Origin of the sequence: Caballeronia sp. J97 (genome assembly GCF_905220305.1) — a bacterium.
In the GTDB taxonomy this organism is placed as follows: Bacteria; Pseudomonadota; Gammaproteobacteria; order Burkholderiales; family Burkholderiaceae; genus Caballeronia.
Map to the genome: position 1 here is coordinate 113,142 of NZ_CAJMZL010000004.1, position 25,383 is coordinate 138,524.

General features: G+C 64.1%; 24 protein-coding genes. 16 read left to right on the forward strand and 8 right to left on the reverse strand.

What is annotated here, in order from left to right; translation table 11 throughout:
• Positions 1-228 precede the first annotated feature (228 nt).
• Together aqpZ and U4Y90_RS08775 are read right to left on the reverse strand one after the other, a co-directional pair.
• A complete protein-coding gene (aqpZ, locus tag U4Y90_RS08770; protein WP_321794182.1) occupies positions 229-927 on the reverse strand; it encodes an aquaporin Z in 699 nt (232 codons plus the stop codon).
• 272 nt (positions 928-1,199) lie between these two features.
• Positions 1,200-2,264: a glycosyltransferase family 4 protein gene (locus tag U4Y90_RS08775; RefSeq protein ID WP_321794183.1), complete on the reverse strand. Its 1,065-nt coding sequence runs from the start codon at positions 2,262-2,264 to the stop codon at positions 1,200-1,202.
• Positions 2,265-2,907: 643 nt separating this feature from the next.
• On the opposite strand from U4Y90_RS08775, the gene flhD reads away from it, so the two are divergent.
• The 15 genes from flhD (at position 2,908) to U4Y90_RS08850 (ending at position 17,289) form a co-directional block, all read left to right on the forward strand.
• A complete protein-coding gene (gene flhD / locus U4Y90_RS08780; RefSeq protein ID WP_321794184.1) occupies positions 2,908-3,231 on the forward strand; it encodes a flagellar transcriptional regulator FlhD in 324 nt (107 codons plus the stop codon).
• Positions 3,232-3,247: 16 nt separating this feature from the next.
• Positions 3,248-3,823 carry a flagellar transcriptional regulator FlhC gene (gene flhC, locus U4Y90_RS08785; protein ID WP_321794185.1) on the forward strand — a complete coding sequence of 192 codons (576 nt, stop codon included), beginning with the start codon at positions 3,248-3,250 and terminating at the stop codon, positions 3,821-3,823.
• Between the two features lie 141 nt (positions 3,824-3,964).
• Positions 3,965-4,825 carry a flagellar motor stator protein MotA gene (gene motA / locus U4Y90_RS08790; protein ID WP_321794186.1) on the forward strand — a complete coding sequence of 287 codons (861 nt, stop codon included), beginning with the start codon at positions 3,965-3,967 and terminating at the stop codon, positions 4,823-4,825.
• Positions 4,826-4,850: 25 nt separating this feature from the next.
• Entirely contained in the window at positions 4,851-5,846 is a 996-nt protein-coding gene (gene motB, locus U4Y90_RS08795; RefSeq protein WP_321794187.1) for a flagellar motor protein MotB, read from the forward strand.
• A 67-nt stretch (positions 5,847-5,913) separates the two neighbouring features.
• Positions 5,914-6,291: a response regulator gene (locus tag U4Y90_RS08800; RefSeq protein WP_321794188.1), complete on the forward strand. Its 378-nt coding sequence runs from the start codon at positions 5,914-5,916 to the stop codon at positions 6,289-6,291.
• 73 nt (positions 6,292-6,364) lie between these two features.
• On the forward strand, positions 6,365-8,671 hold the full coding sequence (gene cheA, locus U4Y90_RS08805) for a chemotaxis protein CheA (RefSeq protein ID WP_321794189.1): 2,307 nt from the start codon (positions 6,365-6,367) through the stop codon (positions 8,669-8,671).
• Positions 8,672-8,688: 17 nt separating this feature from the next.
• Entirely contained in the window at positions 8,689-9,207 is a 519-nt protein-coding gene (gene cheW, locus U4Y90_RS08810) for a chemotaxis protein CheW (RefSeq protein WP_321794190.1), read from the forward strand.
• Positions 9,208-9,226: 19 nt separating this feature from the next.
• Positions 9,227-11,065 carry a methyl-accepting chemotaxis protein gene (locus U4Y90_RS08815; protein WP_321794191.1) on the forward strand — a complete coding sequence of 613 codons (1,839 nt, stop codon included), beginning with the start codon at positions 9,227-9,229 and terminating at the stop codon, positions 11,063-11,065.
• 152 nt (positions 11,066-11,217) lie between these two features.
• Positions 11,218-12,141: a CheR family methyltransferase gene (locus U4Y90_RS08820; protein WP_321794341.1), complete on the forward strand. Its 924-nt coding sequence runs from the start codon at positions 11,218-11,220 to the stop codon at positions 12,139-12,141.
• Positions 12,138-12,914 carry a chemoreceptor glutamine deamidase CheD gene (gene cheD, locus U4Y90_RS08825; RefSeq protein ID WP_321794192.1) on the forward strand — a complete coding sequence of 259 codons (777 nt, stop codon included), beginning with the start codon at positions 12,138-12,140 and terminating at the stop codon, positions 12,912-12,914. The genes U4Y90_RS08820 and cheD overlap by 4 nt, the downstream gene beginning before the upstream one ends.
• 14 nt (positions 12,915-12,928) lie before the next feature.
• Positions 12,929-14,017, forward strand: coding sequence for a chemotaxis response regulator protein-glutamate methylesterase (locus tag U4Y90_RS08830; protein ID WP_321794342.1), 1,089 nt, complete (start codon positions 12,929-12,931; stop codon positions 14,015-14,017).
• A 50-nt stretch (positions 14,018-14,067) separates the two neighbouring features.
• Positions 14,068-14,463 carry a chemotaxis response regulator CheY gene (cheY, locus tag U4Y90_RS08835; RefSeq protein ID WP_008351870.1) on the forward strand — a complete coding sequence of 132 codons (396 nt, stop codon included), beginning with the start codon at positions 14,068-14,070 and terminating at the stop codon, positions 14,461-14,463.
• Positions 14,464-14,465: 2 nt separating this feature from the next.
• Positions 14,466-15,179, forward strand: coding sequence for a protein phosphatase CheZ (cheZ, locus tag U4Y90_RS08840; RefSeq protein ID WP_321794193.1), 714 nt, complete (start codon positions 14,466-14,468; stop codon positions 15,177-15,179).
• Positions 15,180-15,430: 251 nt separating this feature from the next.
• Complete coding sequence (locus U4Y90_RS08845; protein WP_321794194.1) at positions 15,431-15,961, forward strand: DUF2844 domain-containing protein; 531 nt, start codon at positions 15,431-15,433, stop codon at positions 15,959-15,961.
• A 17-nt stretch (positions 15,962-15,978) separates the two neighbouring features.
• Positions 15,979-17,289, forward strand: coding sequence for a DUF3443 domain-containing protein (locus tag U4Y90_RS08850; protein WP_321794195.1), 1,311 nt, complete (start codon positions 15,979-15,981; stop codon positions 17,287-17,289).
• Positions 17,290-17,380: 91 nt separating this feature from the next.
• Here U4Y90_RS08850 and U4Y90_RS08855 read toward each other — a convergent pair whose 3' ends face one another.
• The 4 genes from U4Y90_RS08855 to argS form a co-directional block, all read right to left on the reverse strand.
• Positions 17,381-18,154 (reverse strand): SDR family oxidoreductase, encoded by a 774-nt coding sequence (locus U4Y90_RS08855; protein WP_321794196.1) that lies wholly within the window; start codon positions 18,152-18,154, stop codon positions 17,381-17,383.
• Between the two features lie 17 nt (positions 18,155-18,171).
• Entirely contained in the window at positions 18,172-18,819 is a 648-nt protein-coding gene (locus U4Y90_RS08860) for a thiol:disulfide interchange protein DsbA/DsbL (protein ID WP_321794197.1), read from the reverse strand.
• A 114-nt stretch (positions 18,820-18,933) separates the two neighbouring features.
• Entirely contained in the window at positions 18,934-19,695 is a 762-nt protein-coding gene (locus tag U4Y90_RS08865) for an SPOR domain-containing protein (RefSeq protein WP_321794198.1), read from the reverse strand.
• 130 nt (positions 19,696-19,825) lie between these two features.
• Entirely contained in the window at positions 19,826-21,610 is a 1,785-nt protein-coding gene (gene argS, locus U4Y90_RS08870; RefSeq protein ID WP_321794199.1) for an arginine--tRNA ligase, read from the reverse strand.
• Between the two features lie 260 nt (positions 21,611-21,870).
• On the opposite strand from argS, the gene U4Y90_RS08875 reads away from it, so the two are divergent.
• Entirely contained in the window at positions 21,871-22,197 is a 327-nt protein-coding gene (locus U4Y90_RS08875) for a DUF1840 domain-containing protein (protein WP_321794200.1), read from the forward strand.
• Positions 22,198-22,301: 104 nt separating this feature from the next.
• On the opposite strand, the gene U4Y90_RS08880 is transcribed toward U4Y90_RS08875, so the two are convergent.
• Positions 22,302-22,508, reverse strand: coding sequence for a hypothetical protein (locus U4Y90_RS08880; RefSeq protein WP_035497479.1), 207 nt, complete (start codon positions 22,506-22,508; stop codon positions 22,302-22,304).
• A 134-nt stretch (positions 22,509-22,642) separates the two neighbouring features.
• Positions 22,643-25,381, reverse strand: coding sequence for a methionine synthase (gene metH, locus U4Y90_RS08885; protein WP_321794343.1), 2,739 nt, complete (start codon positions 25,379-25,381; stop codon positions 22,643-22,645).
• Positions 25,382-25,383 lie beyond the last annotated feature (2 nt).

Here is a 25,383-nt window from a genome sequence, read left to right on the forward strand (position 1 = left end):
AAGGGTGCCAGAACGGGCCGAATCGCCGGAAGCCTTATTCCATGGACCTCGCACGGCATGCCTCGATTTTACGAAATGAGTGTCGCAACAATTCATAAGCAGGCTGCGTAATTCGCCATTACATCTGTCGCGCCCAATTAATCTTTCGGGCGTCCGTTGTGGCGCAAAAACAAAAACGGGCGCATTTCGCGCCCGTTTTAACGACTGCTGCTTCTTTCCCGCCGAAACTTATTTCTGACGCGTCAACGCCGGATAAAGCACGCCCGCGAGAATCGCACCGATGATCGGCGCGATCCAGAACATCCACAACTGGTCGAGCGCCCAGCCGCCGACGAAGAACGCCTGGCTCGACGAGCGCGCCGGATTCACCGACGTGTTCGTGACCGGGATCGAGATCAGATGGATGAGCGTCAGGCACAGGCCGATTGCGAGCGGCGCGAAGCCTCTCGGCGCGCGGTCGTCGGTGGCGCCGAGGATCACGAACAGGAAGAAGAACGTCATTGCGACTTCGCAGACCAGCCCCGCCGTCATCGAGAAATGACCCGGCGAGTGCTCGCCGAAGCCGTTCGCTGCGAACCCGCTCGTCGCGAAGTCGAAGCTCGGATTGCCCGTCGCGATCAGGTAGATGACCCATGCGCCGAGCGTCGCGCCGATCACCTGCGCGGCGATGTAAGGCACGAGATCGCGCACCGGGAAGCGGCCGGCGGTTGCGAGACCGATGCTCACGGCCGGATTCAGATGGCAGCCCGAGACGTGACCGATGGCGTAGGCCATCGTGAGCACGGTGAGGCCGAACGCCAGCGAAACGCCGGCGAATCCGATACCGAGGTTGGGAAAGGCCGCGGCGAGCACGGCGCTTCCGCAGCCGCCCAGCACGAGCCAGAAAGTACCGAAAATTTCAGCGCCGAGACGCTTCGACAAATGCATGATCCTGTCTTCGTGAAAGAAATAAAAGCCGTTGATTTAAAACAAGAACGCATGACGTGCTTGTGCAGCGGAGTCTACGCGCGGCTTCTTTTAAAAACTGTCAAAAATGGTCGATCGGCTCTTAATTCACGGGCATTAGGTCGAAACTTCGGATTGTTCCTTATCGATAGACAAATCTGGCGCGGGTTTTTGCCTTAAGACGGCGGCGCATGAAAAAAATGCCGCCCGGCAAGCGGGCGGCATTCGATGCGATGCGAGTCAGACGATGGCTATCAGCCCACCGCGACTTGACGCAGCACCGGGCGTTTGGCGGCCTGGAGCATCGCCGTGTAGCTTTCGACGTAGTTCTGCGCCATCGTGTGCGCGCTGAAGCGGCGCTCGAACTGTGCGCGGATTTCCGTGCGCGACAGCTCGTCGAGACGTTGCAGCGCGCCGACCGCGCCCTGCACGTCTTCGCAGATGAAGCCCGTCACGCCGTGGTCGATCACTTCCGGCACCGAGCCGCGGTTGAACGCGATCACCGGCGTGCCGCAGGCCATCGCCTCGATCATCACGAGGCCGAACGGCTCGTTCCAGTCGATCGGGAAGAGCAGCGCCTTCGCGCCCGACAGGAATTCCGGCTTCTGCGCTTCGTTGATCTCGCCGATGAATTCCACGTGAGCCTGCGACAGCAGCGGCTCGATCGTCGACTTGAAGTATTCCTGGTCGACCTTGTCCACCTTGGCGGCGATCTTCAGCGGCAGGCCGCTCTGTGCCGCGATCTTTATCGCCAGATCGGCGCGCTTTTCCGGGCAGATACGGCCGAGAAACGCCAGATATTCCGGCTTCTTGTGCGGCTGCGGCGCGAGCAACTCGTTCGGCAGACCGTGATAAACGGTGTTCAGCCAGTTCGCCTGCGGCAGCGGACTGCGCTGGTTGTCCGAGATCGAAATGACGTTCGCCTTCGTGAACGTGTTGAAGATCGGCTGCAGTTCCGGCAGGTCGAGGCGGCCGTGCAGCGTGGTCACGAACGGCGTGTCCATCTGAGTGAACAGCGGGAACGGCATGTAGTCGAGGTGAAAGTGCAGCACGTCGAACTCGTGCGCGCGCTGGCGGACCGTTTCGAGCAGCAGCATGTGCGGCGCGAGCGCGTCGCGCACGGTCGGATCGAGGCGCAACGCGCGCGGCCACACCGATTCGAGGGTTGCCTTGGTTTGCGAATCGCCGCTCGCGAACAAGGTTACATCGTGGCCGAGCTCGACGAGCGCATCGGTCAGATATGACACGACGCGCTCAGTGCCGCCGTAAAACTTCGGAGGTACTGCTTCGTGCAACGGTGCAATTTGTGCGATTCGCATAACGTGACTCTCCATGTAGGTGAGGCATTGCAGTCACGCTCCGGTCGAGCGCTCAACACATGCCATTCGGGCGGGCCGCGTGTGGTGTGGACGCCGCCCGAGATCGGCCCGGAGATGAAGAAAACATCGCGACCGGGTTATCCCTTACTGCTCATTATCGGGATCGAGAGCGGCATTTCACGTCATTTTTCAATCGCTTATCGTTGTTACAGCGCGAAACATGTGCTGTTACGAAGTCAGAAATTGCACCGAAGAAGGCGATATGAACCGATGTGGAGCGTGGAACGGGCCGCGCGGCATAGGCAAGCAATTTGCGATCCCAAGCCTGGTGGGGCGTTTCGGGACGCGCGACCGTCGAAAATAAGCACTTCAACCATTAAGTCAGACGAATGATTGCCGATAATTCAAGTCTGCCGATCGGCAACCGAAGCCGCCGCCGTGTAAGAACTATTCCTACATGAATCTTCGCGAAACTCCGTCGTTGCGTCGGAAGCTTTATCCGACAGGCGCGGCCGCGGGCATCGGCGACAATCGAATCGACACTAGACAACGCGCGTGGGGCCGCATTCGCCTTTCCTTTGCGAATTCGAGCAAACGTTCACCACGCCGGGCCTGACCAGCCACGTATCGATTCGGGGAAAAGATGACGACCAGCAATACGAGTACGCTCGCGGAAATCCGCGAGGTGAATCTGTCGTACTTGCTCCTCGCGCAGAGGCTCCTTCAGGAAGACCGCGTTTCGGCGATGTATCGCCTCGGCCTGTCCGAGCAGGTCGCGCAGGTGCTGACCTCGCTGACGCTCGCACAGGCGGTGAAAGTGGCGTCGTCGAGCCATTTGCTGTGCCGCTTTCGTTTCGACGACCACGCGATCCTGTCTTCCCTCGCCGACAAGGACAAGAGCGCGGCACTCGCGCACGCCCACGCGGCGATCCTGCTGGCCGGCGCGCCCGTCGAGCAGATCGGCTAAGGCGCGCGAGCGACCGATGGCGACGAAAAGCGTAGTCGCGGAAGTGCGCGAAATCACCTTGGCGATCGAACTGATCGAACTCGGCGCGCGTCTGCAATTGCTCGAAGCGGAAACGAGCCTGTCGCGCGACCGCCTCATCAAGCTCTACAAGGAGCTGAAGGGCGTCTCGCCGCCGAAGGGCATGCTGCCGTTTTCGACGGACTGGTTCATGACCTGGCAGCCGAACATCCATTCGTCGCTGTTTCATGGCATTTACCGCTTCATCGACGAACACGGCGGCGCTGGCGGCACGCAGAGCACGATCCAGGCGATCGTAAAAAGCTACCGCCTCTACCTCGAGCACGCGACGCTGCACGGCGACGAGCCCGTGCTGTCGCTCACGCGCGCGTGGACGCTCGTGCGCTACTTCGAGTCCGGCATGTTGCAGACGAACGCCTGCACGCGCTGCGGCGGCCGCTTCGTCGCGCACGCCTACGAGCTGCGCGCGGGCTACGTGTGCGGCCTGTGCCAGCCGCCGTCGCGCGCGGGCAAGACGCGCAAGGCGCTTGCGCCGTCCGATGCTTCGGAGCGCGTGTCGCGCATCGCCGCCTGACGCCGCGTCATCGGCGGAACCTCGCGGCGACGCGGGGTTTACCGTTTGCCCGCGCCGTGGATTTGCCCCCAAAGTTTTCCAGTCGAGTGCCGTAAACCACTTAACGGCGGTCTTACCGCATCAAAACGTGAGGACTCGACTGTGCTGATTTTCGTGGGATCGCTCGTGACATTGCTGTCGGTTTTCGGCGGTTATGCGCTCGAAGGCGGGCACCTTGGCGCGCTCATGCAACCGGTCGAGATTCTGATGATCGCGGGCGCGGGCGTCGGCGCGTTCATCCTCGGCAACAACGTGAAGACGATCAAGGCGACCATTCAGGTCCTGCCGACGCTCTTCAAGGGCGCGAAGTACGACAAGAGCATGTACATGGAGCTGATGGGCCTGCTCTACGTGCTGCTCGCGAAGGCGCGCAAGGAAGGCACGCTCGCGCTCGAAGCGGATATCGAAGATCCGTCGAAGAGCCCGGTCTTCAGCCAGTACCCCAAGATTCTCGCCGATCACCACATCGTCGAATTCCTGACGGATTATCTGCGCCTCATGGTGAGCGGCAACATGAACGCGTTCGAGATCGAGAGCCTCATGGACGAGGAAATCGAGACGCATCACGTCGAGGGCGAGGCGCCCGCGCACGCGCTGACCAAGGTCGGCGACGCGATGCCCGCGTTCGGCATCGTCGCGGCGGTGATGGGCGTCGTGCATACGATGGCCTCCGCCGACCAGCCGCCCGCGATTCTCGGCGAGATGATCGCGCAGGCGCTCGTCGGCACCTTCCTCGGCATTCTTCTTTCCTATGGCTTCATCGGGCCGCTCGCGAACGTCGCGGAGCAGCGCGTCGCGGAGCAGACCAAGATGTTCCAGTGCATCAAGGTGACGATTCTCGCGAGCCTGAACGGCTACGCGCCCGCGATCGCGGTGGAGTTCGGCCGCAAGGTGCTGTTCTCGACGGAACGCCCGTCGTTCTCCGAACTGGAAGAACACGTGCGCCGGGTCAAGGCGAAGTGACGTTCCCATTGACCGAGACACAGCGATGAGCAACGAAACCGATCGCCCGATCTTCATCAAGCGCGTCGTCGCCGGCAAGAAGGGGCATCACGGCGGCGCGTGGAAGCTCGCCTACGCGGACTTCATGACCGCGATGATGGCGTTCTTCCTGCTGATGTGGCTGCTTTCGTCGACCTCGCCGGTGCAGCGGCGCGGCATCGCCGAATACTTCCAGATGCCGCTCAAGGCGGCGATGGTGGGCGGCAAGACCGTCGGCATGGACAACAGCATCATCACCGGCGGCGGGCGCGATATCTCCAGCATCGAAGCGGGCGCGGCGCGCAAGACCGATGGCAGCACGCAACTCGCGCAGCGCGCTTCGTCCGACACCGACGAGGAGCTGCTCAAGGCCGCGCAAGGCGAGCTCGAACGGCGCGAGCAGGTGCGTCTGCACGACCTTCAGGTGAAGCTCATGGCCGCGATCGAGGCCAATCCGACGCTGCGCCAGTTCAAGCAGCAGATCCGCATCGAATCGACGCAGCAGGGCTTGCGCATCGAGATCGTCGATACCCAGAAGCGCCCGATGTTCGCGCTCTCCAGCGACGCCGTGCAGCCGTACATGCGCGACATCCTGCGCGAGATAGGCCGATCGCTGAACGACGTGCCGAACCGCATCGTCGTGCAGGGACACACCGACGCCGTGAAGTACGCGGGCGGCGACAAGGGCTACAGCAACTGGGAGCTGTCGGCGGACCGCGCGAACGCGTCGCGGCGCGAGCTGGTCGCGGGCGGCATGGACGAAGCGAAGGTGATGCGCGTGCTCGGACTCGCATCGACGCAGAACCTGAACAAGAAGGATCCGCTCGATCCGGAAAACAGGCGCATCAGCGTCATCGTGCTCAACCGCAAGACGGAGCTTTCGATGCTGCGCGACGACGGCTCGCCCCCCGCGACGCTCGACAACGGCACGGACGCGAACGGCAAGCCATCGGCGTCGTTCGGCCTGTTCGGCGGCGTCGCGCCCAAACCCGCGGCGTACTGAGCAAATACCTCGAAAAAGACGCTCAAGACTCGACACGTTTCGACCGTCATCACGGCAAGAGACAAACATGATCAAGAACATTCTGGCAATCGACGATTCAGCCGCGATGCGGCAAATCCTCTCGGCGACGCTCGCGACGGCCGGTTACGAAGTGACCGTCGCGTCGGACGGCGACGAAGGCCTGGAGTGGGCGCTCGCGGAGCGCTTCGATCTCGTTCTGACCGACCAGCACATGCCGGGCAGAAGCGGGCTCGATCTGATCGTGGCGCTGCGCGGCAACCCCGCGTACCGGGCCACGCCGATTCTCGTGCTGACGACCGAAGGCGGCGAGCCGTTCAAGGACGCGGCGCGCTCGGCGGGCGCGACGGGCTGGATCGAGAAGCCGCTCGATCCGGACCTCCTGACCGAACTGGTCGCCGCGCTCTCGGAAGACACGCAGCACTGAACGGCAAAGAAAGCCCCATTAAAGAGCGCGCACAACGGCGCCGATTGAACAGCATTCCTGCGGTGACTCAAGCATGACACTCGACATTACCCAGTTCTATCAAACCTTCTTCGACGAAGCGGACGAACTGCTCGCGCAGATGGAGCAACTGCTGCTCGTTCTGGACATCGCGCATCCCGACCCGGAAGACCTCGCAGCGATCTTCCGCGCGGCGCACTCGATCAAGGGCGGCGCGGCCACATTCGGCTTCACCGCGCTCACCGAAACGACGCACATCCTCGAATCGCTGCTCGACCGCGCGCGCAACAACGAGCTCGTCCTGCGCCGCGACATGATCGACACGTTCCTCGCGACGAAGGACGTGCTGTCCGATCAGCTCGCCGCCTATCGCGCGAGCGCCGAGCCGGATGCGGCCGCCGCCGCCGCGATCTGCGCGAAGCTCGAGCGCCTGAAGAACGAGCAGGCCGAAGGCGGCCAGCCGGGAAATAGCGAGCCGCCCGCGCTGCCGGGCGCCGGCAACGGCGCGGCGAGCGCGAACGTCGCGCCCGCGTACGATGGCCCGAATGCGCCGCCCGCGCACGTCATCGCACAGGCGATGGACGCGATCGAGGACGACGGCAACTGGGACGGCGCGTTCGAACTCGCGGACGGAACCAACGCAGGAAATACGCATGCAGGGACCGCTGCCGCTGCGACGCCGGGACACACCGGCGCGCCGGTGGCGGAAGTGGGACCCCACCTGAAAATTACGCTACGGGGGGTGGGCGAGAAGGACCTGGCGACTCTGATCGAGGAGCTGGGGAATCTGGGAAGCATCGTCGGAGAGAAGAAGACGGACGCCGAGTACGTGGTTTGGCTCGACTCGGACGTCCCCGCCGACGATATCGTCGCCGTGTGCTGCTTCGTGATCGACGAAACGCAGATCACGATCGGCCGTGGCGATGCAGCGGCGCAATCCGCCGAACATGCACCGGCGACGGCGCAGGCGGTGCAACCCACGCTACAGCAAGAGCCGAAGCAATCGCGGGCGGAAGTCGCGCCCGCATCCGCGGCCAGCAATGAAGCAGCAAGAGAAGCAGCAAAAGAAGAAGCGGCGACGGCGGCGGGTTCGAAGGACCCGTCCGCCGCCCAGCCGTCGAAAGCATCGGCCACCGATGCGGACAAGAAGGCGCGCCCCCAAGCCGCGGCATCGGCGGAAGGCAGTTCGATTCGCGTCGGCGTGGAGAAGGTCGATCAGCTCATCAATCTGGTGGGCGAGCTCGTCATCACGCAGGCGATGCTCGCGGAAACCACGAGCACCTTCGATCCCGCCTTGCACGACCGCCTGTTCAACGGCATGGCGCAACTGGAGCGCAACGCGCGCGACCTGCAAGAGGCCGTCATGTCCATCCGCATGATGCCGATGGATTACGTATTCAGCCGCTTCCCGCGCCTCGTGCGCGATATCGCCGGCAAGCTCGGCAAGGAAGTGGAGCTCGTCACGTTCGGTCAGGCGACCGAACTCGACAAGAGCCTGATCGAGCGCATCATCGATCCGCTCACGCACCTCGTGCGCAACTCGCTCGATCACGGCATCGAAACCGTGGAAGCGCGCCGCGCGGCGGGCAAGTCTACTACCGGCCAGCTCGTGCTGTCGGCGGCGCATCACGGCGGCAACATCGTCATCGAAGTGAGCGACGACGGCGCCGGCCTGCGCCGCGACAAGATTCTCGCGAAGGCGCAGAAGCAGGGCATGCAGGTTTCCGAATCGATGAGCGACGAAGAAGTCTGGCAACTGATCTTCATGCCGGGCTTCTCGACCGCCGAACAGGTGACCGATATTTCGGGCCGCGGCGTCGGCATGGACGTGGTGAAACGCAATATCCAGTCGATGGGCGGTCATGTCGAAATCATGTCGCGCCAGGGCGCGGGCACGACGACGAAGATCGTGCTGCCGCTCACGCTCGCGATTCTCGACGGCATGTCGGTGAAGGTCGGCAACGAGATCTTCATTCTGCCGCTCAACTTCGTGATGGAGTCGCTGCAGCCCGTCGCCGACGACATCTACACGGTCGCGAACGGCGAGCGCGTGGTGCGCGTGCGCGGCGAATATCTGCCGCTCGTCGCGCTGCACGGCGTGTTCGATGTCGAAGGCGCGCGCACCGATCCGACGCAGGGCATCGTCACGATCATGCAGACCGAGGGACGCCGCTTCGCGATGCTGATCGACGAGCTCGTCGGCCAGCAGCAGGTCGTCGTGAAGAACCTCGAAACGAATTACCGCAAGGTGCACGGCATCTCCGCCGCGACCATCCTGGGCGACGGCAGTGTCGCGCTGATCGTCGACGTCGCCGCGCTCAACCGCGAATCGCGCGCGCAGCACGGCGCGCACTCTCACTGATACCGAAGGAGCCTTTCATGGCAGACGTTCAATCGATTCATACCGCTGCGCCTTCGCGACGTGATGCGCAACACGCCGAGGCCGCGGGGCAGGAGTTTCTCGTGTTCACGCTCGGCGCCGAGGAATACGGCATCGACATTCTGAAAGTGCAGGAGATTCGCGGCTACGACAACGTGACACGCATCGCGAACGCGCCCGCGTTCATCAAGGGCGTGATCAATCTGCGCGGCATCATCGTGCCGATCGTCGACATGCGCATCAAGTTCAATCTGGGCCGCGTCGAGTACGACAACCAGACGGTCGTGATCATCCTGAACGTCGCGCATCGCGTGGTCGGCATGGTGGTCGACGGCGTGTCGGACGTGCTGACGCTCACGCAGGAGCAAGTCATGCCCGCGCCCGAATTCGGCGGCACGCTCGCGACGGAATACCTCACGGGCCTCGGCACGGTCGACGGCCGCATGCTGATCCTGATGGACATCGAAAAACTCATGACGAGCCGCGAGATGGAGTTGATCGACTCCGTCGCCGCATAAAGCACGCAGGAACCAAGCCATGCTGAAGAAGTTGTCGATCCGCACGACGCTCACGCTCGTCGGCCTGTTGTTCACCGGATGCGCGGCGCTGATCGGCGCGCTCGCGCTCGTCGGACTCAATTCCGCCGGTGCGTCGCTTACCTCGCTCGCGCAGGAAGACATGGTCGCGATGCGCGCGCTCTCGGAAACGTCGTCTTATCTGCTGCGCTCGCGCGTCACGCTCGACCGCGTGCGCTCGCTCACCGAAGCGGGCAGCACCGAAGAAGCGAACAAGGCGATCGAGCGCGGTCAATATCTGCTCGACAAGAGCAACGAGAACTGGAAGCTCTACCTCGATACGCCGAAGCCGACGCTGCCGAAGGAGACGCTCGACGCGCTCATCACGCAGCGCGACACGCTCGTGAAGACCGGCGTGGAGCCGGAGTTCGCCGCGATCCGCGCGAACGACATGGCCGCGTATCACGCGATCGCCGACACGAAGATCAGCCCGATGTTCGTCGCGTTCGATCAGGCCGTGACGACTGCCGTCGCGGCGCATCAGGAACACGCGGAGCATTCGCGCGCCAGCACGTCGTCGCATATCGCGGCGCTCAACATGACGATCGGCGCGGTGCTCGTGCTCGCCGTGCTGATGCTGATCGGCACGCGCATGGCGCTCTCCAGCCTGATCGTGAAGCCGATCAACGAGGCCGTCGATCACTTCGACCGCATCTCGCGCGGCGATCTCACGCAGTCCGCGCACACCGACAAGCGCAATGAAATCGGCCGCCTGTTCGCGGGCATCGAACGCATGCGCGGCAACCTGACCGCGATGGTCGGCGCGGTGCATCGCGGCGCGGAATCGATCGATGTCGGCGCGCATGAGATCGCGAGCGGCAACACGGATCTGTCGCAGCGCACGGAAGAGCAGGCGGCGTCGCTGCAGGAAACCGCATCGAGCATGGAAGAGTTGACGAGCACGGTGAAGCAGAACGCCGACAACGCACGCCAGGCGAGTCAGCTCGCGGTGAACGCGTCGGATATCGCATCGCGCGGCGGCGATGTCGTCGAGCAGGTCGTCGAGACGATGCAGGCGATCGCATCGAGCTCGAACAAGGTCGTCGACATCATCGGCGTGATCGAGGGCATCGCGTTCCAGACCAACATTCTCGCGTTGAACGCGGCCGTCGAGGCGGCGCGCGCGGGCGAGGAAGGCCGCGGTTTCGCGGTGGTCGCGGGCGAAGTGCGCTCGCTCGCGCAACGCAGCGCGGCGGCGGCGAAGGAAATCAAGGCGCTCATCGGCGACTCGGCCGCGAAGGTCGACAGCGGCACGGAACTCGTCGCCCGCGCCGGTCAGACGATGGGCGAGATCGTGCAGGCGGTGCGCCGCGTGACCGACATCATGGGCGAGATCAGCGCGGCGTCGGAAGAGCAGTCCGACGGCATCGAGCAGGTCAATCGCGCCGTCACGCAGATGGACAGCGTCACGCAGCAGAACGCCGCGCTCGTCGAAGAGGCGGCGGCCGCCGCGGCATCGCTAGAGGAGCAGACGCGTCAGTTGAAGGGCGTGGTCGCGCAGTGGCGCGTGGAAAGCGCCGCGCCGGTGCGCGCGAGCGCATCGACGGCGGCGGCGCGTCTTTCGCCCGCGACGCGTATCGAACCTTCGACGTCCGCGATCGCATCGAAGGCGAAGTCCGCCGAGACGCCAAAAGTTGCGCCGGAAGCGGCCGTTAATAAGGAAACAGCGAAGGAATCTGCCAGCGAAGCGCCCAAGGCCGCGAGCAAGCCGATGGTCAAGCACGCGAGCGTAGCGAAGGCCGCCCCGGCCCCGCGCGCAAAAGCGACGACCGCCGACGACGGCGACTGGGAAACCTTCTAACCGGAACCGGACACGGCCATGCAGGCATCGCGCATCACGATCGATAACCGGCGCTTCATCGAAGCGCACGGAAGACGCGAGTCCGCATGGTCGAGCGCGACGAACACGCCACATCGGGCGTCAGGGACGACGTCAAGGAAGCACGAAACATCATGATGGCAACGCGCAACACGCGCGTCGACTCGTCCGCCAGTGTGCGCGGCCCGGAAGTCGAGCGCGATTTCGAATTCACGTCGGCGGATTTCGCCCGCATTCGCGAGCTGATTCATCGCCGCGCGGGCATCTCGCTGTCGGACCATAAACGCGATATGGCGTACAGCCGACTCGCGCGCCGGCTGCGCGCCTGCGGCATCGATACGTTCAAGCAGTATCTCGACCGCCTCGAAACCCACGAGGACAACGCCGAGTGGGAAGCGTTCGTCAACGCGCTGACCACCAACCTCACGGCATTCTTCCGCGAGTCGCATCACTTTCCGATTCTCGCGGAGTTCGTGAAGCGCCGGCAGCAGCCGTTCTCGGTGTGGTGCTCGGCAGCCTCGACGGGCGAGGAGCCGTATTCCATCGCGATGACGCTCGTCGAAGCGCTCGGCGAGCATGCGGCGCGTCAGTGCACGGTGTTCGCGAGCGACATCGACAGTCAGGTGCTCGCGAAGGCCGAAGCGGGCGTGTATTCGCTCGATCAGGTGAAGGCGTTGCCGGTGGAGCGCCTCAAGCGTTTCTTCCTGAAGGGCACGGGCTCGCACGCCGGCCTCGTGAAAGTGCGGCCCGAACTGCGCGCGATGGTGAACTTCGGCCGCGTGAATCTGACGGAAGCGCGCTACGACGTGAAAGGCCCGTTCGACGCGATCTTCTGCCGCAACGTGATGATCTACTTCGACAAGCCGACGCAAGGACAAGTCCTGTCGCGCTTCGAGCCGTTGATGAAGCCCGGCGCGTTGCTCTTCGCGGGACATTCGGAGAACTTCACGTACGTGTCGCAGGCATTCAGGCTGCGCGGACAGACCGTCTACGAACTGACGCGCGACACGAAAGTGGCGAGCGGTTCGAAACGCGCGCTCGCAGGAGAGCCGGCATGAGCGGACTTCCGATGGCGTCGAATCTCTATTTCGACAATCACTTCAAGAAGCCGGGCGTAAAGCTCTTGCCGAACGAGTTCTACATGACGAGCGATGACATGGTGCTCGTCACCGTGCTCGGCTCGTGCGTGGCGGCGTGCATCAACGATCGCACGGCGGGCATCGGCGGCATGAATCACTTCATGTTGCCCGACGACGGTTCCGACGCGTCGCATGCATCGTCGGATTCGATGCGCTACGGCGCGTACGCGATGGAAGTGCTCATCAACGAGCTCATCAAGCGCGGCGGACGACGCGAGCGCTTCGAGGCGAAGGTGTTCGGCGGCGGCGCGGTGCTCGCGGGCATGACGACCATCAACATCGGCGATCGCAATTCGGAGTTCGTGCGGCGCTATCTCGCGCTGGAGAAGATTCGCATCGTCGCCGAGGACTTGCAGGGCGCGCATCCGCGCAAGGTCGCGTTCATGCCGCGCTCGGGCCAGGTGATGGTCAAGAAGCTGAAGACGCAGCACGATCCGGTCGTCGTCGAACGCGAGCAGGCGCTCGTGCAGCGCACGCCGGAAGAGCGCGCGGAGCGGCTCGCGAAGGCGCGCGCGCGTGTCGAGCTGTTCCAGTCGAACGCGGCGGGCGCGAAGCCGCGCGCGGAGTTGTTCACCGCGTCCGCGAAGCCGGTCGTGAATCCGGCCGCGCATTCGACCACGAAGCCGCGCGTCGAACTGTTCGGCAATGCCGCGCGCATCCCGCGCGGCGTCAAGGCGGTGGAGGAAGCATGACACTCACCCACACGATGAACACGAACAAGATCAAGGTGCTGTGCGTCGACGACTCGGCGCTCGTGCGCAGCCTGATGACCGAGATCATCAATTCGCAACCGGACATGCACGTATGCGCGACCGCGCCCGATCCGCTCGTCGCGCGCGAGCTCATCAAGCTGCATAACCCGGACGTGCTCACGCTCGATGTCGAAATGCCGCGCATGGACGGCCTCGACTTTCTGGAGAAGCTGATGCGCCTGCGACCGATGCCGGTCGTGATGGTGTCGTCGCTGACCGAGCGCGGCAACGAAATCACGCTGCGCGCGCTGGAGCTCGGCGCGGTCGATTTCGTCACGAAGCCGAAAGTCGGCATCCGCGACGGCATGCTCGACTACGCCGAAAAGCTCGCCGACAAGGTGCGCGCCGCATCGCGCGCGCGCGTGAAGCAAAACGCGCATGTCGCGAGTGCGCCGGCGAGCGCCGCGACGCACAAGCCCGCGCCGCATTTCAACAACCCGCTCGTGTCGACGGAGAAGCTCGTGATCGTCGGCGCGTCGACGGGCGGAACCGAAGCGATCCGCGAAGTGCTCGTGCCGCTGCCGCCCGATGCGCCCGCGGTGCTCATCGCGCAGCACATGCCGCCTGGTTTCACGAAGTCGTTCGCGCAGCGCCTGAACGGGCTGTGCCGCATCACGGTGAAGGAAGCGGAGCATGGCGAGCGCGTGCTGCCGGGCCACGCGTACATCGCGCCGGGCCACGCGCATCTGGTGCTCGCGAGGAGCGGCGCGAACTATGTCGCGCATCTGTCGGACGCGCCGCCGGTCAACCGGCATCGGCCGTCGGTCGACGTGCTGTTCCGCTCGGCGGCGCAGCACGCGGGCAAGAACGCGATCGGCGTGATCCTGACCGGCATGGGCCGCGACGGCGCCGCGGGACTTCTGGACATGCAGCAGGCGGGCGCCTACACGCTCGCGCAGGACGAAGCGAGTTGCGTGGTGTTCGGCATGCCGCGCGAAGCGATTGCAATGGGCGGCGCGAGCGAAATCGCGCCGCTCTCTGAAATGAGCCGGCGCGTGATGGCGCGGCTTGCCTCGATGGGCGAACGCGTGCAGCGCGTCTGAACTTTTTGGATTAAGCGGCGCCGCCGCATTGAGAACTCAAGGGAGTAAAGATGGACAAGAACATGAAGATCCTCGTCGTCGACGATTTTCCGACGATGCGCCGTATCGTGCGCAATCTGCTCAAGGAACTGGGCTACGGCAACGTCGACGAAGCCGAAGACGGCGCGGCGGGTCTCGCGCGCCTGCGCGGCGGCGGCTTCGACTTCGTGATCACCGACTGGAACATGCCGAACCTCGACGGCCTGTCGATGCTGCAGCAGATTCGCGCGGACGCGACGCTTTCGCATCTGCCGGTGCTGATGGTGACGGCGGAGTCGAAGAAGGAAAACATCATCGCGGCGGCGCAGGCCGGCGCGAACGGCTATGTCGTGAAGCCCTTCACGGCTGCCACGCTCGACGAGAAGCTCACCAAGATTCTCGAGAAGATGGCCAAAGCGGGGAGCTGATCGTGACCGATCTGACCACTGAATTCGCAGCCGCCGTTGCCGCGGTTGCCGACACCGAGGGCGATCCGTCGAGCGACCGCATTCTCGCGCGCATCGGGCAACTGACGCGCACGCTGCGCGACTCGATGCGCGAGCTCGGCCTCGACAAGCAGCTCGAAGCCGCCGCGCAGGCCGTGCCCGACGCGCGCGACCGCCTGAAATATGTCGCGACGATGACCGAGCAGGCGGCCGAGCGCACGCTCAACGCGATCGAGCTCGCCAAGCCGATGCAGGAAGCCATGCAAACCGAGGCGCAGGCGCTCGATGCGCGCTGGGCCAAGTGGTACGACGCGCCGCTCGCGCAGGGCGAGGCGGGCGAACTGCTCGGCGAGACGCGCACGTTCCTGCAGAGCGTGCCCGAGCGGACGCAGGCGACCAACGCGCAATTGCTCGAAATCATGCTCGCGCAGGACTTCCAGGATCTGACCGGTCAGGTGATCAAGAAGATCACGGACGTCGTGTATCTGATCGAGCAACAATTGCTGGGCGTGTTGCTGGAGAACATCGCGCCGGAGCGGCGCGAGCAGTTCGCGGCGTCGGCGGCGGCGCTGATGTCGTCGGCGACCGGCAGCCCGGAAGGCTTGCTCAACGGGCCGCAGATCAACCCGGAAGGGCGCAGCGACGTCGTTCAGGATCAGTCGCAGGTGGATGATTTGCTGGCGAGCCTGGGCTTCTGAGGTGCGTTGCAAGCGATAGGTATTTCGACGTACTCAGCGTCACCCCGACACGCGAAGCGCATACCATTGCGCTTCGCGTTTTTTCTTATGTGCGCTTGCGAACGTTAGAGCTATTCCTCGCGGCTGGCATACTTATGGTATTCGCACTGAAAAAAACAGGGCGTGAAGCGGTGGCGCATCTGTCACTCAATCGTCAAGAACCGGCCGCGAGCAAAGGGTGCGCGGCCGGCGGATAACCGATAGGAGGCCCAGTGAAGGCACCGAAGCAATCCCGTCATGGGCATCTTGTAGGCGCGCTGGCATTCGTCGCCGGCGCGTTGAGCGCAGGCGCGGCCGCGCCCGCCTACGCAGTGCTCGGCGGCCAGCCGATGACCGCGCCGCAAGGCGCCAGCTCGACGTCCACCAATGCGGTCGCGCGTGCGGCCGTCGCGAGCGGTGCGTCGAACGCATCGTCGACATCGGCGGTGAATTACACCGTACGCACGACCACGCTCGCAAGCGGCACGGTCGTCAATGAATATTTGTCCACGGAAGGCGTGGTGTTCGGCATCGCGTGGCACGGTCCGCGCGTGCCGGATCTCGCCAGCCTGCTCGGCAGCTATTTTCCGCAGTACCAGGAGGGCCTGAAGGCGCAGCGCGCCGCGCGCGGCGGCCGTGGGCCGGTCAGTGTGCAAGGGTCCGGGCTCGTCGTGGATTCGGGCGGTCACATGGGCTCGTTCGCGGGCAGCGCGTATTTGCCGCAATCGTTGCCGGCCGGCGTGTCCGCCAGCGATATCCAGTAAGCGACGGGAGACTCAGTATGCATAGAACGACACTCGGCCATCCCGCCTTTTCTTCGTCCCGACGCGGCGGACTCGTCCGCTGGCTCGGCGTGCTCTGTCTTTCCGTCATGCTCGCCGCCTGCGGCGGTGGCGGCGACTCCAGCTCCAGCAGCAATAGCGGCGGCGGATCGTCCGGCGGTTCGGGCGGCTCCGGCGGCGGCAGTTCCAGCACCAGCAGCGCGAACGCGCAACCGATCGCGGCCAACGGCACGAACGCAGTGCCGATCAACGTCAACTCCGGCGTGGCGGGCTTCGTCAACATTCCGAACGTGTCGGTGACGGTGTGCGCGCCGGGCTCGTCGGTGTGTCAGACCATCGACAACATTCAGGTCGACACCGCTTCCTTCGGCCTGCGCATTCTCGGCTCGGCGGCGCAGTCGGTGCTCGGCAGCCTGCCCACCTCGCGCGCGTCGAACGGCGGCCAGCTCGCGGAATGCGCTGGCTTCGCGGACGGCTACACCTGGGGCACGGTGCGCACGGCCGACGTGAAGATCGGCACGGAAGTGGCGTCGAACGTGCCGCTGCAGATCATCGGCGATCTCGACGCATCGGCGGCGCCGACGGGCGATAACGGCTGTCCGTCCGGCAGCGACGAAAATTCGACCGCCGACATCGGCGCGAACGGCATTCTCGGCATCGGGCCGCAGACGTACGACTGCGGCTCCGGATGCGTGAGCACGCCGCTCAACGCGATGTACTTCTCGTGCAGCAACGGCGCGAATTGCTCGGGCGTCGCGGTGCCGCTCGCACAGCAGGTGACGAATCCGGTCACGAAGTTCGCGGTCAACAACAACGGCGTGATCGTCCAGTTGCCGCCGGTTCCCGATAACGGCGCGGCCACTGCGACCGGCGTGCTGATATTCGGCATCGGCACGCAGAGCAACAACGCGATCAGCAACGTGACGAAGTACGGCACGGACCAGTACGGCGACCTGACCGGCACCTACAAGGGCAAGACGTACAAGACGTTCTTCGACACGGGATCGAACGGCAACTTCTTCCAGGACAGCTTCCCGCTGTGCTCGGGTTCGACGGCGTTCTATTGCCCGAGCTCGCAGCAGTCGCTTTCGACGACGATCCAGGGCACCGAAGGCAACAGCGCGGTCGTGCCGTTCCTGCTCATCAGCGCGAGCACGCTCACTCAGGGCAAGAACAAGTTCGCCTTCAATAGTCTCGGTGGCCAGTTGGGCATGACGAACTTCTTCGACTTCGGCCTGCCGTTCTTCTTCGGCCGGCACGTCTATGTCGGATACGAGTTGCCGAACAGCTCGGCCTACGTGGCGTTCTGATGCGCCGATGACCTGACCGGAGATCGATTCCGGTCAGGCGGTCCGCCAATGAAAAACCGGCTGCGTTATGGCGCAGCCGGTTTTTTTTGTGTCACTCGCCCGCGCGAGGCTTGCGCGGCGCGCGCTCGGCGAGCGCGTCATAGAGCCAGCGCGGCAGCGCGTGCATCAGCATGCCCGCGACGCGCATCTGCCACGGAAACGTCGCGTAGCGCACCCGGCGTTCGATCGCGTCGGCGGCTTTCGCGGCGAAGCGGTCGGTGTCCATCAGAAAGGGCATCCGATACGGATTGTGCGCGGTCATCTCCGAGCGCACGTAGCCCGGCGCAATGGTGACGACGGCCACGCCGAGTGGCCGCATCTCGACGCGCAACGCTTCCAGATACTTCGCGACCGCCGCTTTCGACGCGCTATACGCGCCGCCGCCCGGCAGCCCGCGCACGCCCGCGACGCTCGCAATGCCGACGAGCGTGCCGCGCCGCGCGGCGGTCATCGACGCGACGAAAGGCTCGAACGTCGCGACCATGCCGAAATAGTTCACGTCCATCACGGTGCGGAAAGTGTCGAGATCGCCGTGGCCCGTCAGCGCGCCGCGGCTCATGCCCGCGTTCGCGATGACGATATCCGCCGCGCCATGCTCCGCGATGAAGCGGCGCGCGGCCTCGGCGAGCGCGTCGGCGTCGCGCACGTCGGCGGGATAAATCGAGATGGAGCTTCGAGGATGGCGCGCGGCGAAGGCCGCAAGAGATTCGGCGCGGCGGGCGACGAGGCCGAGCACGGCCCCGCGCTTCACGTATTCCTCGGCCAGTGCGAGGCCGATGCCGCTCGATGCGCCGGTGATGAAGACCTTCAGGCGAACTGCGTCCATACCGGCGCGAGAGGGATTCAGAGCTTCTTGTCGCGGACTTGCTGGACGAGGAAGTCCATGACTTGCGTCGTGCCCGGCAGGCTGTTGGTCATCGCCGGGCCGGTCTCGTACTTGCCCTGCACGACGACCGTCGGCACGCCGTCGATCTTGTAGTCCTGCAGGAGCTTCGCGTCGCGCTGCACGGCGCTTTGCGTCGAGAACGAGTTATACGCGTCCATGTACTTCTTCGGATCGACACCCTGCGTCTTGAGGAAATCCGCCTGCGCCTGCGGCGTCAGCAGATAGTTCTTCTTCACGTGGATCTCGTTGAACACCGCTGGCGTGACCTTCTCCGCGACGCCGAGCGCATCGAGCGCGTGGTACATCTTCGAATGCGGAATGAAGTCGTCGCGGAATGCCACCGGCACGCGCTTGAACACGACATCCGGCCCTTGCTTCTTCGCCCATGCCTCGATGTACGGCTCGAACTCGTTGCAGTGCGGGCAGCCGTACCAGAAGAACTCGATGACCTCGACCTTGCCGGCGGGCGCGGCGATCGGCTGGGGCGCCTGCAGCACGGTGTAGTCCTTGCCGGCGGCGGGCGCCGCGATCGCCGAACTCGCGACGCTCAGGGAGGCGGCTGCGATGCCGAGGGAGAGAGCCAACGCGCTGAAGATTTTTTTCATGATTGAAGAAGGTACGCAGTGAATACGCGACGGAACAAAAGCAGGTCCATAAGTGGGACATACGACGCTTAAGCCACGCTTAAGCGCCGACGCCCTTCGACTTCGTTTGCTGCGTTATTGCTTCGAGAAACGGATCACGGCGGTGTCGACGCCCGCATCGGAGAGACGTTGACGTGCGGTGTTCATGTCCTCGAATTTCGCGAACGGTCCGATGCGCACGCGATAGTACGTCACGCCGCCGGCATCGCGCTGCGTGACCTTCGATTCGAAGCCCTGAAAGCCGAGACGCGCACGCTGCTGTTCGGCATCTGCCTGCGTCTTGTAAGCACCGACTTGCAGGAAGTAGCCCGTGTTCGGCTCGCCGGGCGCGGGCGGCGTGGATTTCGCAGTCGCGGGCGCGGAGCCGCCCTTGGCCGGCGTGGCGTTCGCGTTACTCGTCGCGGCAGGCGCGTTGGGGGCGCTTTCCGGCTTCTTCGCGGGCGTCGTGCTCGCGGTCTTCGGCGCGGATGCCGTTCCGGCCGATGGCGGCACTTCGACGATCTGCGGCTCGTCGAGCATGCCCGACGACTGCGTCTGATTGTTGGTCTGACCCGGCGCGGTATTGGGCGGAGTGGGCTGGGCGGCCTGCGGCACCGCCTGACCCGGCGTCTTGCCCTGGAGCGGACGATTCGGATCGTACGGTTGTGCGGTGGCGGGCGCGGAGTTGGCCTCCGAAGGCGGCGGCGCGACCTTTGCCACGAACGGCGTCGGCGCGCGCGTGATGTACAGCGCGACGATCACGGCGATCGCGAGGCCGACAATCAGGCCCAGCACGATGCCAATGAACGTTCCCCCCGTTTGCTTCGACTGCTTCGATGTGCGGCGTGGTTTTGCCATCGTATGAATCACCTGCGAGAAAGTCTTCTGGTTGGGCGACGATTATAGCGGCGGCTCAAGGCAAGCCCGCGCCAGGCATCTGTTCGCGCACGCCGAAAATTCTGAATTCCGTGCGTGCGCGGCAGAAGGATCACATCTTTTGAGGAGCGGAAACGCCGATGGTCGCGAGACCGTTCTCGAGGACCTGGCGCGTCGCCGCGAGCAGCGCGATGCGCGCGGTGCGTTCCTTTTCGTCGTCCACGAGCACGCGCTCCGCATTGTAGAACGAGTGAAATTCGCCAGCGAGATCGCGCAGATAGAACGCGACCGCGTGCGGCGCGAGTTCGTCGGCGGCGTGCGCGAGCATTTCCGGGAATTCGGCGAGCTTGTTGAGCAGCGCCATCGCGCGGTCGCTCGACAGCGGCGAAAGGTCGGCCTTGGCCGCTTGCGCGACGTCGCCCGCGTAGCGCTCCTTCCAGTCGTTGAGGATCGTGCAGATGCGCGCGTGCGCGTATTGCACGTAGTAGACCGGGTTTTCGTCGTTCTGCTTGAGCGCGAGGTCGATGTCGAACACGAATTCGGTATCGGCCTTGCGCGAGATGAGGAAGAAGCGCACCGCGTCGCGGCCGCGGCGGATCGTGTCTTCGTCGATCTGATCGGGCGCGGTCTCGTGGCCCGGCGCGAGACCGCCCGACCATTCGATCAGATCGCGCACCGTCACGTAGCTGCCCGCGCGCTTGGAGATCTTCACTTCCTGGCCGTCGCGCATGACGGTCACCATCTTGTGCAGCACGTAATCGGGATAGCCCTTCGGAATGCCGACGCCCAGTCCTTGCAGACCGGCGCGCACGCGCGCGATCGTGCCGTGGTGATCCGAGCCCTGGATGTTGATGACCTTCGTGTAGCCGCGCTCCCACTTGGTCACGTGATAGGCGACGTCCGGCACGAAGTACGTGTACGTGCCGTCGGACTTCTTCATCACGCGGTCTTTGTCGTCGCCGTCGTCGGTGGTGCGCAGCCACAGCGCGCCGTCCTGTTCGTAGGTCTTGCCCGCATCGACGAGCGCCGCGACCGTCGTCTCGACGCGACCTTCCTTGTACAGCGACGACTCCAGATAGAACTGGTCGAACTTCACGCCGAACGCGGTCAGATCCATGTCCTGCTCGTGGCGCAGATAGGCCACCGCGAAATGGCGGATGGCTTCGAGGTCTTCGACGTCGCCTTTGCCCTTGACCGGCTCGCCGTCTTTCGCCGCGACGGTTTCGCCCGCCATGTAGTCGCGCGCGATATCGGCGATGTACTCGCCGTTGTACGCGGCTTCCGGCCACTCGGCGTCGCCGGGCTTGAGGCCGCGCGCGCGCAGTTGCGTCGAGACCGCGAGATTGTTGATCTGCACGCCCGCGTCGTTGTAGTAGAACTCGCGATGCACGTCGTAGCCCTGCGTTTCGAGCAGGTTCGAGAGCGCGTCGCCGAGCGCGGCCTGGCGGCCGTGGCCCACATGCAGCGGGCCTGTGGGGTTCGCCGACACGAACTCGAGGAGCACGTGCCTGCCGGCTTCGCGCGTCGAGCGGCCGAATGCGGCGCCTTCGCCGAGCACGGCCGGGATCACGTCTTGCTTGGCGGTGGCTGAAAGACGCAGATTGATGAAGCCGGGACCCGCGACTTCGGCGCTCTCGACGAGACCCTTGGCAGCCGGCAGGCCGAGCACCGCATCGATGATCTGCTGGGCGAGCTGACGCGGATTCGCGCGCAGCGGCTTGGCGAGCTGCATCGCGACATTCGAGGCGACGTCGCCGTGCGCCGCGACCTTCGGCCGCTCGAGGACGATTGCGGGCGCGACGAAGGCCGCTTCGCCCGGCGCCAGCGTGGCTTGCGCGACCTGCTTGACCGCGTCGGTGAGGAGCGTTTCGAGAGTGTGTTTATGTGCAGGCAGCATGCTGAATGTGATCCAGTGGAGCGAGGGCTGACGGGGCGCGTTCCGGCGGGTGCGCCGGCCCGGAATGGCGACTTCGCGACGCGTGGGCCCCGGAGTGTGGTGTTAGCAGCCGAACGTAATCGGCCACCACATAAAGTGGGGATTTTAGCAGGTGCTAATATGTCGAATCAGGGTGTCGTCATGTTGTCAGGGGGACCGGCTCGTCTGCGCGTTTCGTTTGCAAACCGCCTATGACCCAACATAAACAAAAGGACCATGCCATGCTGATCACATTCAAATCCCCGGCTTCACCGGACGTCATCATGCTCGAAAACCTCGCGGAGTACTTGCTCGGCATCATCGGCAAGCAGCTCACCGCGCGCGGCGTCATCACGCACGATGAAATTCCCACTGCCATCGAGAAACTCGAAGCGGCCGTCGCCACCGACAAGAAAGAGCGCGCGGAGCACGAGGGCCATTTTCACGAAGGCGAAGAAGGTCATGTGCCGCACGAGCATCCCGTCGGGCTCGCGCAACGCGCGTTTCCTTTCCTCGACATGCTGCGTCTTGCGCAAAAGGACAACAAAGACATTCTCTGGGGCGTCTGATTCGCGTCGTCCGTGGCGCCGACAAAGAAAAACCCGCATCGTTGCCGATGCGGGTTTTTTTCTTCCGAGGAAACGTCTGACGGCTTCGGTCGCTGTGCCGCGAGTTACTGCGACTGGCCGCTTTCCGCGCCAGCGGGCTTCGCGGGCGTGTGCGGTTTCTTCGGCTTCTTCGGTTTCTTCTTGTGCTCCGACTGCGGCGGCGAGTACGACGATGCCTGAGTGCTGCTCGCCTGCGCGAATGCAGCGGAACTCGATGCTGCGAGCAAAGCCGCGGCGATCGCTACGGTTACGGCGGACGTCATCTTCTTCATGCGACTTTCTCCGTTGACGAAAAGAGCGCGCTGGCCGTCATGACGACGGCTCATCGCGCTGACAAGTCTACGGAATTCAAAATTTCCCCGCCGGTTCCGTGCATATTCCCGACATCACGCGCGCGATATGTCCTTCAGCGCAGCGGCGCGAGCGCGCGTTCGGCATCGGCAGCCGAGATCGCCATGCGCCCGGCGTAGCTCGCGAGCTGGTCGTCGCCGATCTTGCCCACCGAAAAGTACGTGCTGTCGGGATGCGCGAGATAGAAGCCCGAGACGCTCGCGGCCGGCAGCATCGCGAGCGATTCGGTCACGCTCATGCCGATCTCGTCCGCCTGAAGCACTTCGAACATATCGCGTTTCACGAGGTGATCCGGGCACGCCGGATAGCCCGGCGCCGGACGAATGCCGACGTACTTTTCCGCGATCAGCGCATCGTTGTCGAGCGTCTCGTCCGACGCGTAGCCCCACAGTTCGCGGCGCACGCGCGCATGCAGCGCTTCGGCGAAGGCTTCCGCGAAACGGTCGGCCAAGGCCTTGAGCATGATCGCGCTGTAGTCGTCGTGATCGGCTTCGAACTGTTGTTCCTTTTTATCGACGCCGATGCCCGCCGTCACCGCGAAGATGCCGATGTAGTCCTTCGCGCCCGAGTCTTTCGGCGCGATGAAATCGGCGAGCGAGCGGTTCGGGCGCATCACGCCGTCGACCACGGGACGCACGCTCTGCTGGCGCAGATTGCGCCAGGTCATCGCAACTTGCGCGCGCGATTCGTCCGTATAGATCTCGATGTCGTCGTCGTTCACGGTGTTCGCGGGCAGCAGCATGACGACGCCGTTCGCCGTCAGCCAGCGGCCCTGGATCACGCGCGAGAGCATCGACTTGCCGTCGGAGAAAACGCGCCGCGCCGATTCGCCGACGATCTCGTCGTTGAGAATCGCCGGATAGGGACCGGCGAGATCCCACGTCTGGAAGAACGGACCCCAGTCGATGTAATTCGCCAGATCCGCGAGATCGTAGTTCCTGAACACGCGACGCCCGATGAAGCTCGGCTTCTTCGGCGTGTATGCGCTCCAGTCGATCTTCGTCTTGTTGGCGCGCGCCTCGTCGTAGGTGACCATCGGCTGCGCTTTCCGGTTCGCGTGCTGGGTGCGGATGCGCTCGTAGTCGCTCTTCAGCTCGTCGAGGTACTTCGCCGCGCCTTCGTCCGACAGCAGGCTCGACGCCACCGACACCGAACGCGACGCATCCGGCACGTACACGACCGGCCCTTCGTAATGTGGCGCGATCTTGACCGCGGTATGCACGCGCGAAGTCGTCGCGCCGCCGATGAGCAACGGCGTCTGCTTGCCGCGGAAATAGTCGTCGCGCTGCATTTCCGATGCGACGTACGCCATCTCTTCGAGGCTCGGCGTGATGAGGCCGGAAAGCCCGATAATGTCCGCGCCTTCTTCCTTCGCCTTCTGCAGGATGGTCGCGCAGGGCACCATCACGCCCATGTTGACCACCTCGAAGTTATTGCACTGAAGCACGACCGACACGATGTTCTTGCCGATATCGTGCACGTCGCCCTTCACGGTCGCGATGACGATCTTGCCTTTCGAGCGCACGTCCGCGCCGGCTTCGGCGAGCCGCTTCTTCTCTTCCTCGATGAACGGAATCAGATGCGCGACGGCCTGCTTCATCACGCGCGCGGACTTCACGACCTGTGGCAGGAACATCTTGCCCGCGCCGAACAGGTCGCCGACGACGTTCATGCCGTCCATCAACGGACCTTCGATCACGTTGATCGGCCGTCCGCCCGCCTTGTCGATCTTTTGACGGACTTCCTCGGTGTCTTCGACGATGAAGTTGGTGATGCCGTGCACGAGCGCGTGCGACAGACGCGCCTCGACCGGCTGATTGCGCCATTCGAGATTCTCTTCCTTCTTCGCCGCGCCGGTCTTGAACTTGTCGGCGATTTCGAGCAGCCTGTCGGTGCCGTCTTCGCGGCGATTCAGCACGACGTCTTCGACCCGGTCGCGCAACTCGGCGTCGAGATCGGCATAGACGCCGAGCTGCCCCGCGTTGACGATGCCCATGTCCATGCCCGCCTGGATCGCGTGATACAGGAACACGGTGTGAATCGCTTCGCGCACCGGATCGTTGCCGCGAAACGAGAACGATACGTTCGACACGCCGCCGCTCACCTTCGCGTGCGGCAGGTTCTGCTTGATCCAGCGCGTCGCTTCGATGAAATCGACCGCATAGTTGTTGTGCTCTTCGATGCCCGTCGCGATCGCGAAGATGTTCGGATCGAAGATGATGTCTTCCGGCTCGAAGCCGACTTCGTTCACGAGGATGTCGTACGAGCGCTTGCAGATTTCCGTCTTGCGCTGGAAGGTGTCCGCCTGGCCCTGCTCGTCGAACGCCATCACCACCGACGCCGCGCCGTAGCGGCGAATCAGTTTCGCGTGATGCTTGAACGCGTCTGCGCCTTCCTTGAGCGAGATCGAGTTGACGATCGCCTTGCCTTGCACGCACTTCAGGCCCGCTTCGATCACCTCCCACTTCGACGAATCGATCATGATCGGCACGCGCGCGATATCCGGCTCCGATGCGATCAGATTCAGAAAGCGCACCATCGCGGCTTTCGAATCGAGCATGGCTTCGTCCATGTTGATATCGATGACCTGCGCGCCGTTTTCGACCTGCTGGCGCGCGACGGCGAGCGCTTCGTCGAACTGGCCGTTCAGGATCATGCGCGCGAACGCCTTCGAGCCGGTCACGTTCGTGCGCTCGCCGACGTTGATGAAGAGCGAGCCGTCGGTGACGTTGAACGGCTCCAGGCCGGAGAGGCGCATCGTGTGATCGGTCATGTCTTGTATCTCTTTATCGATGT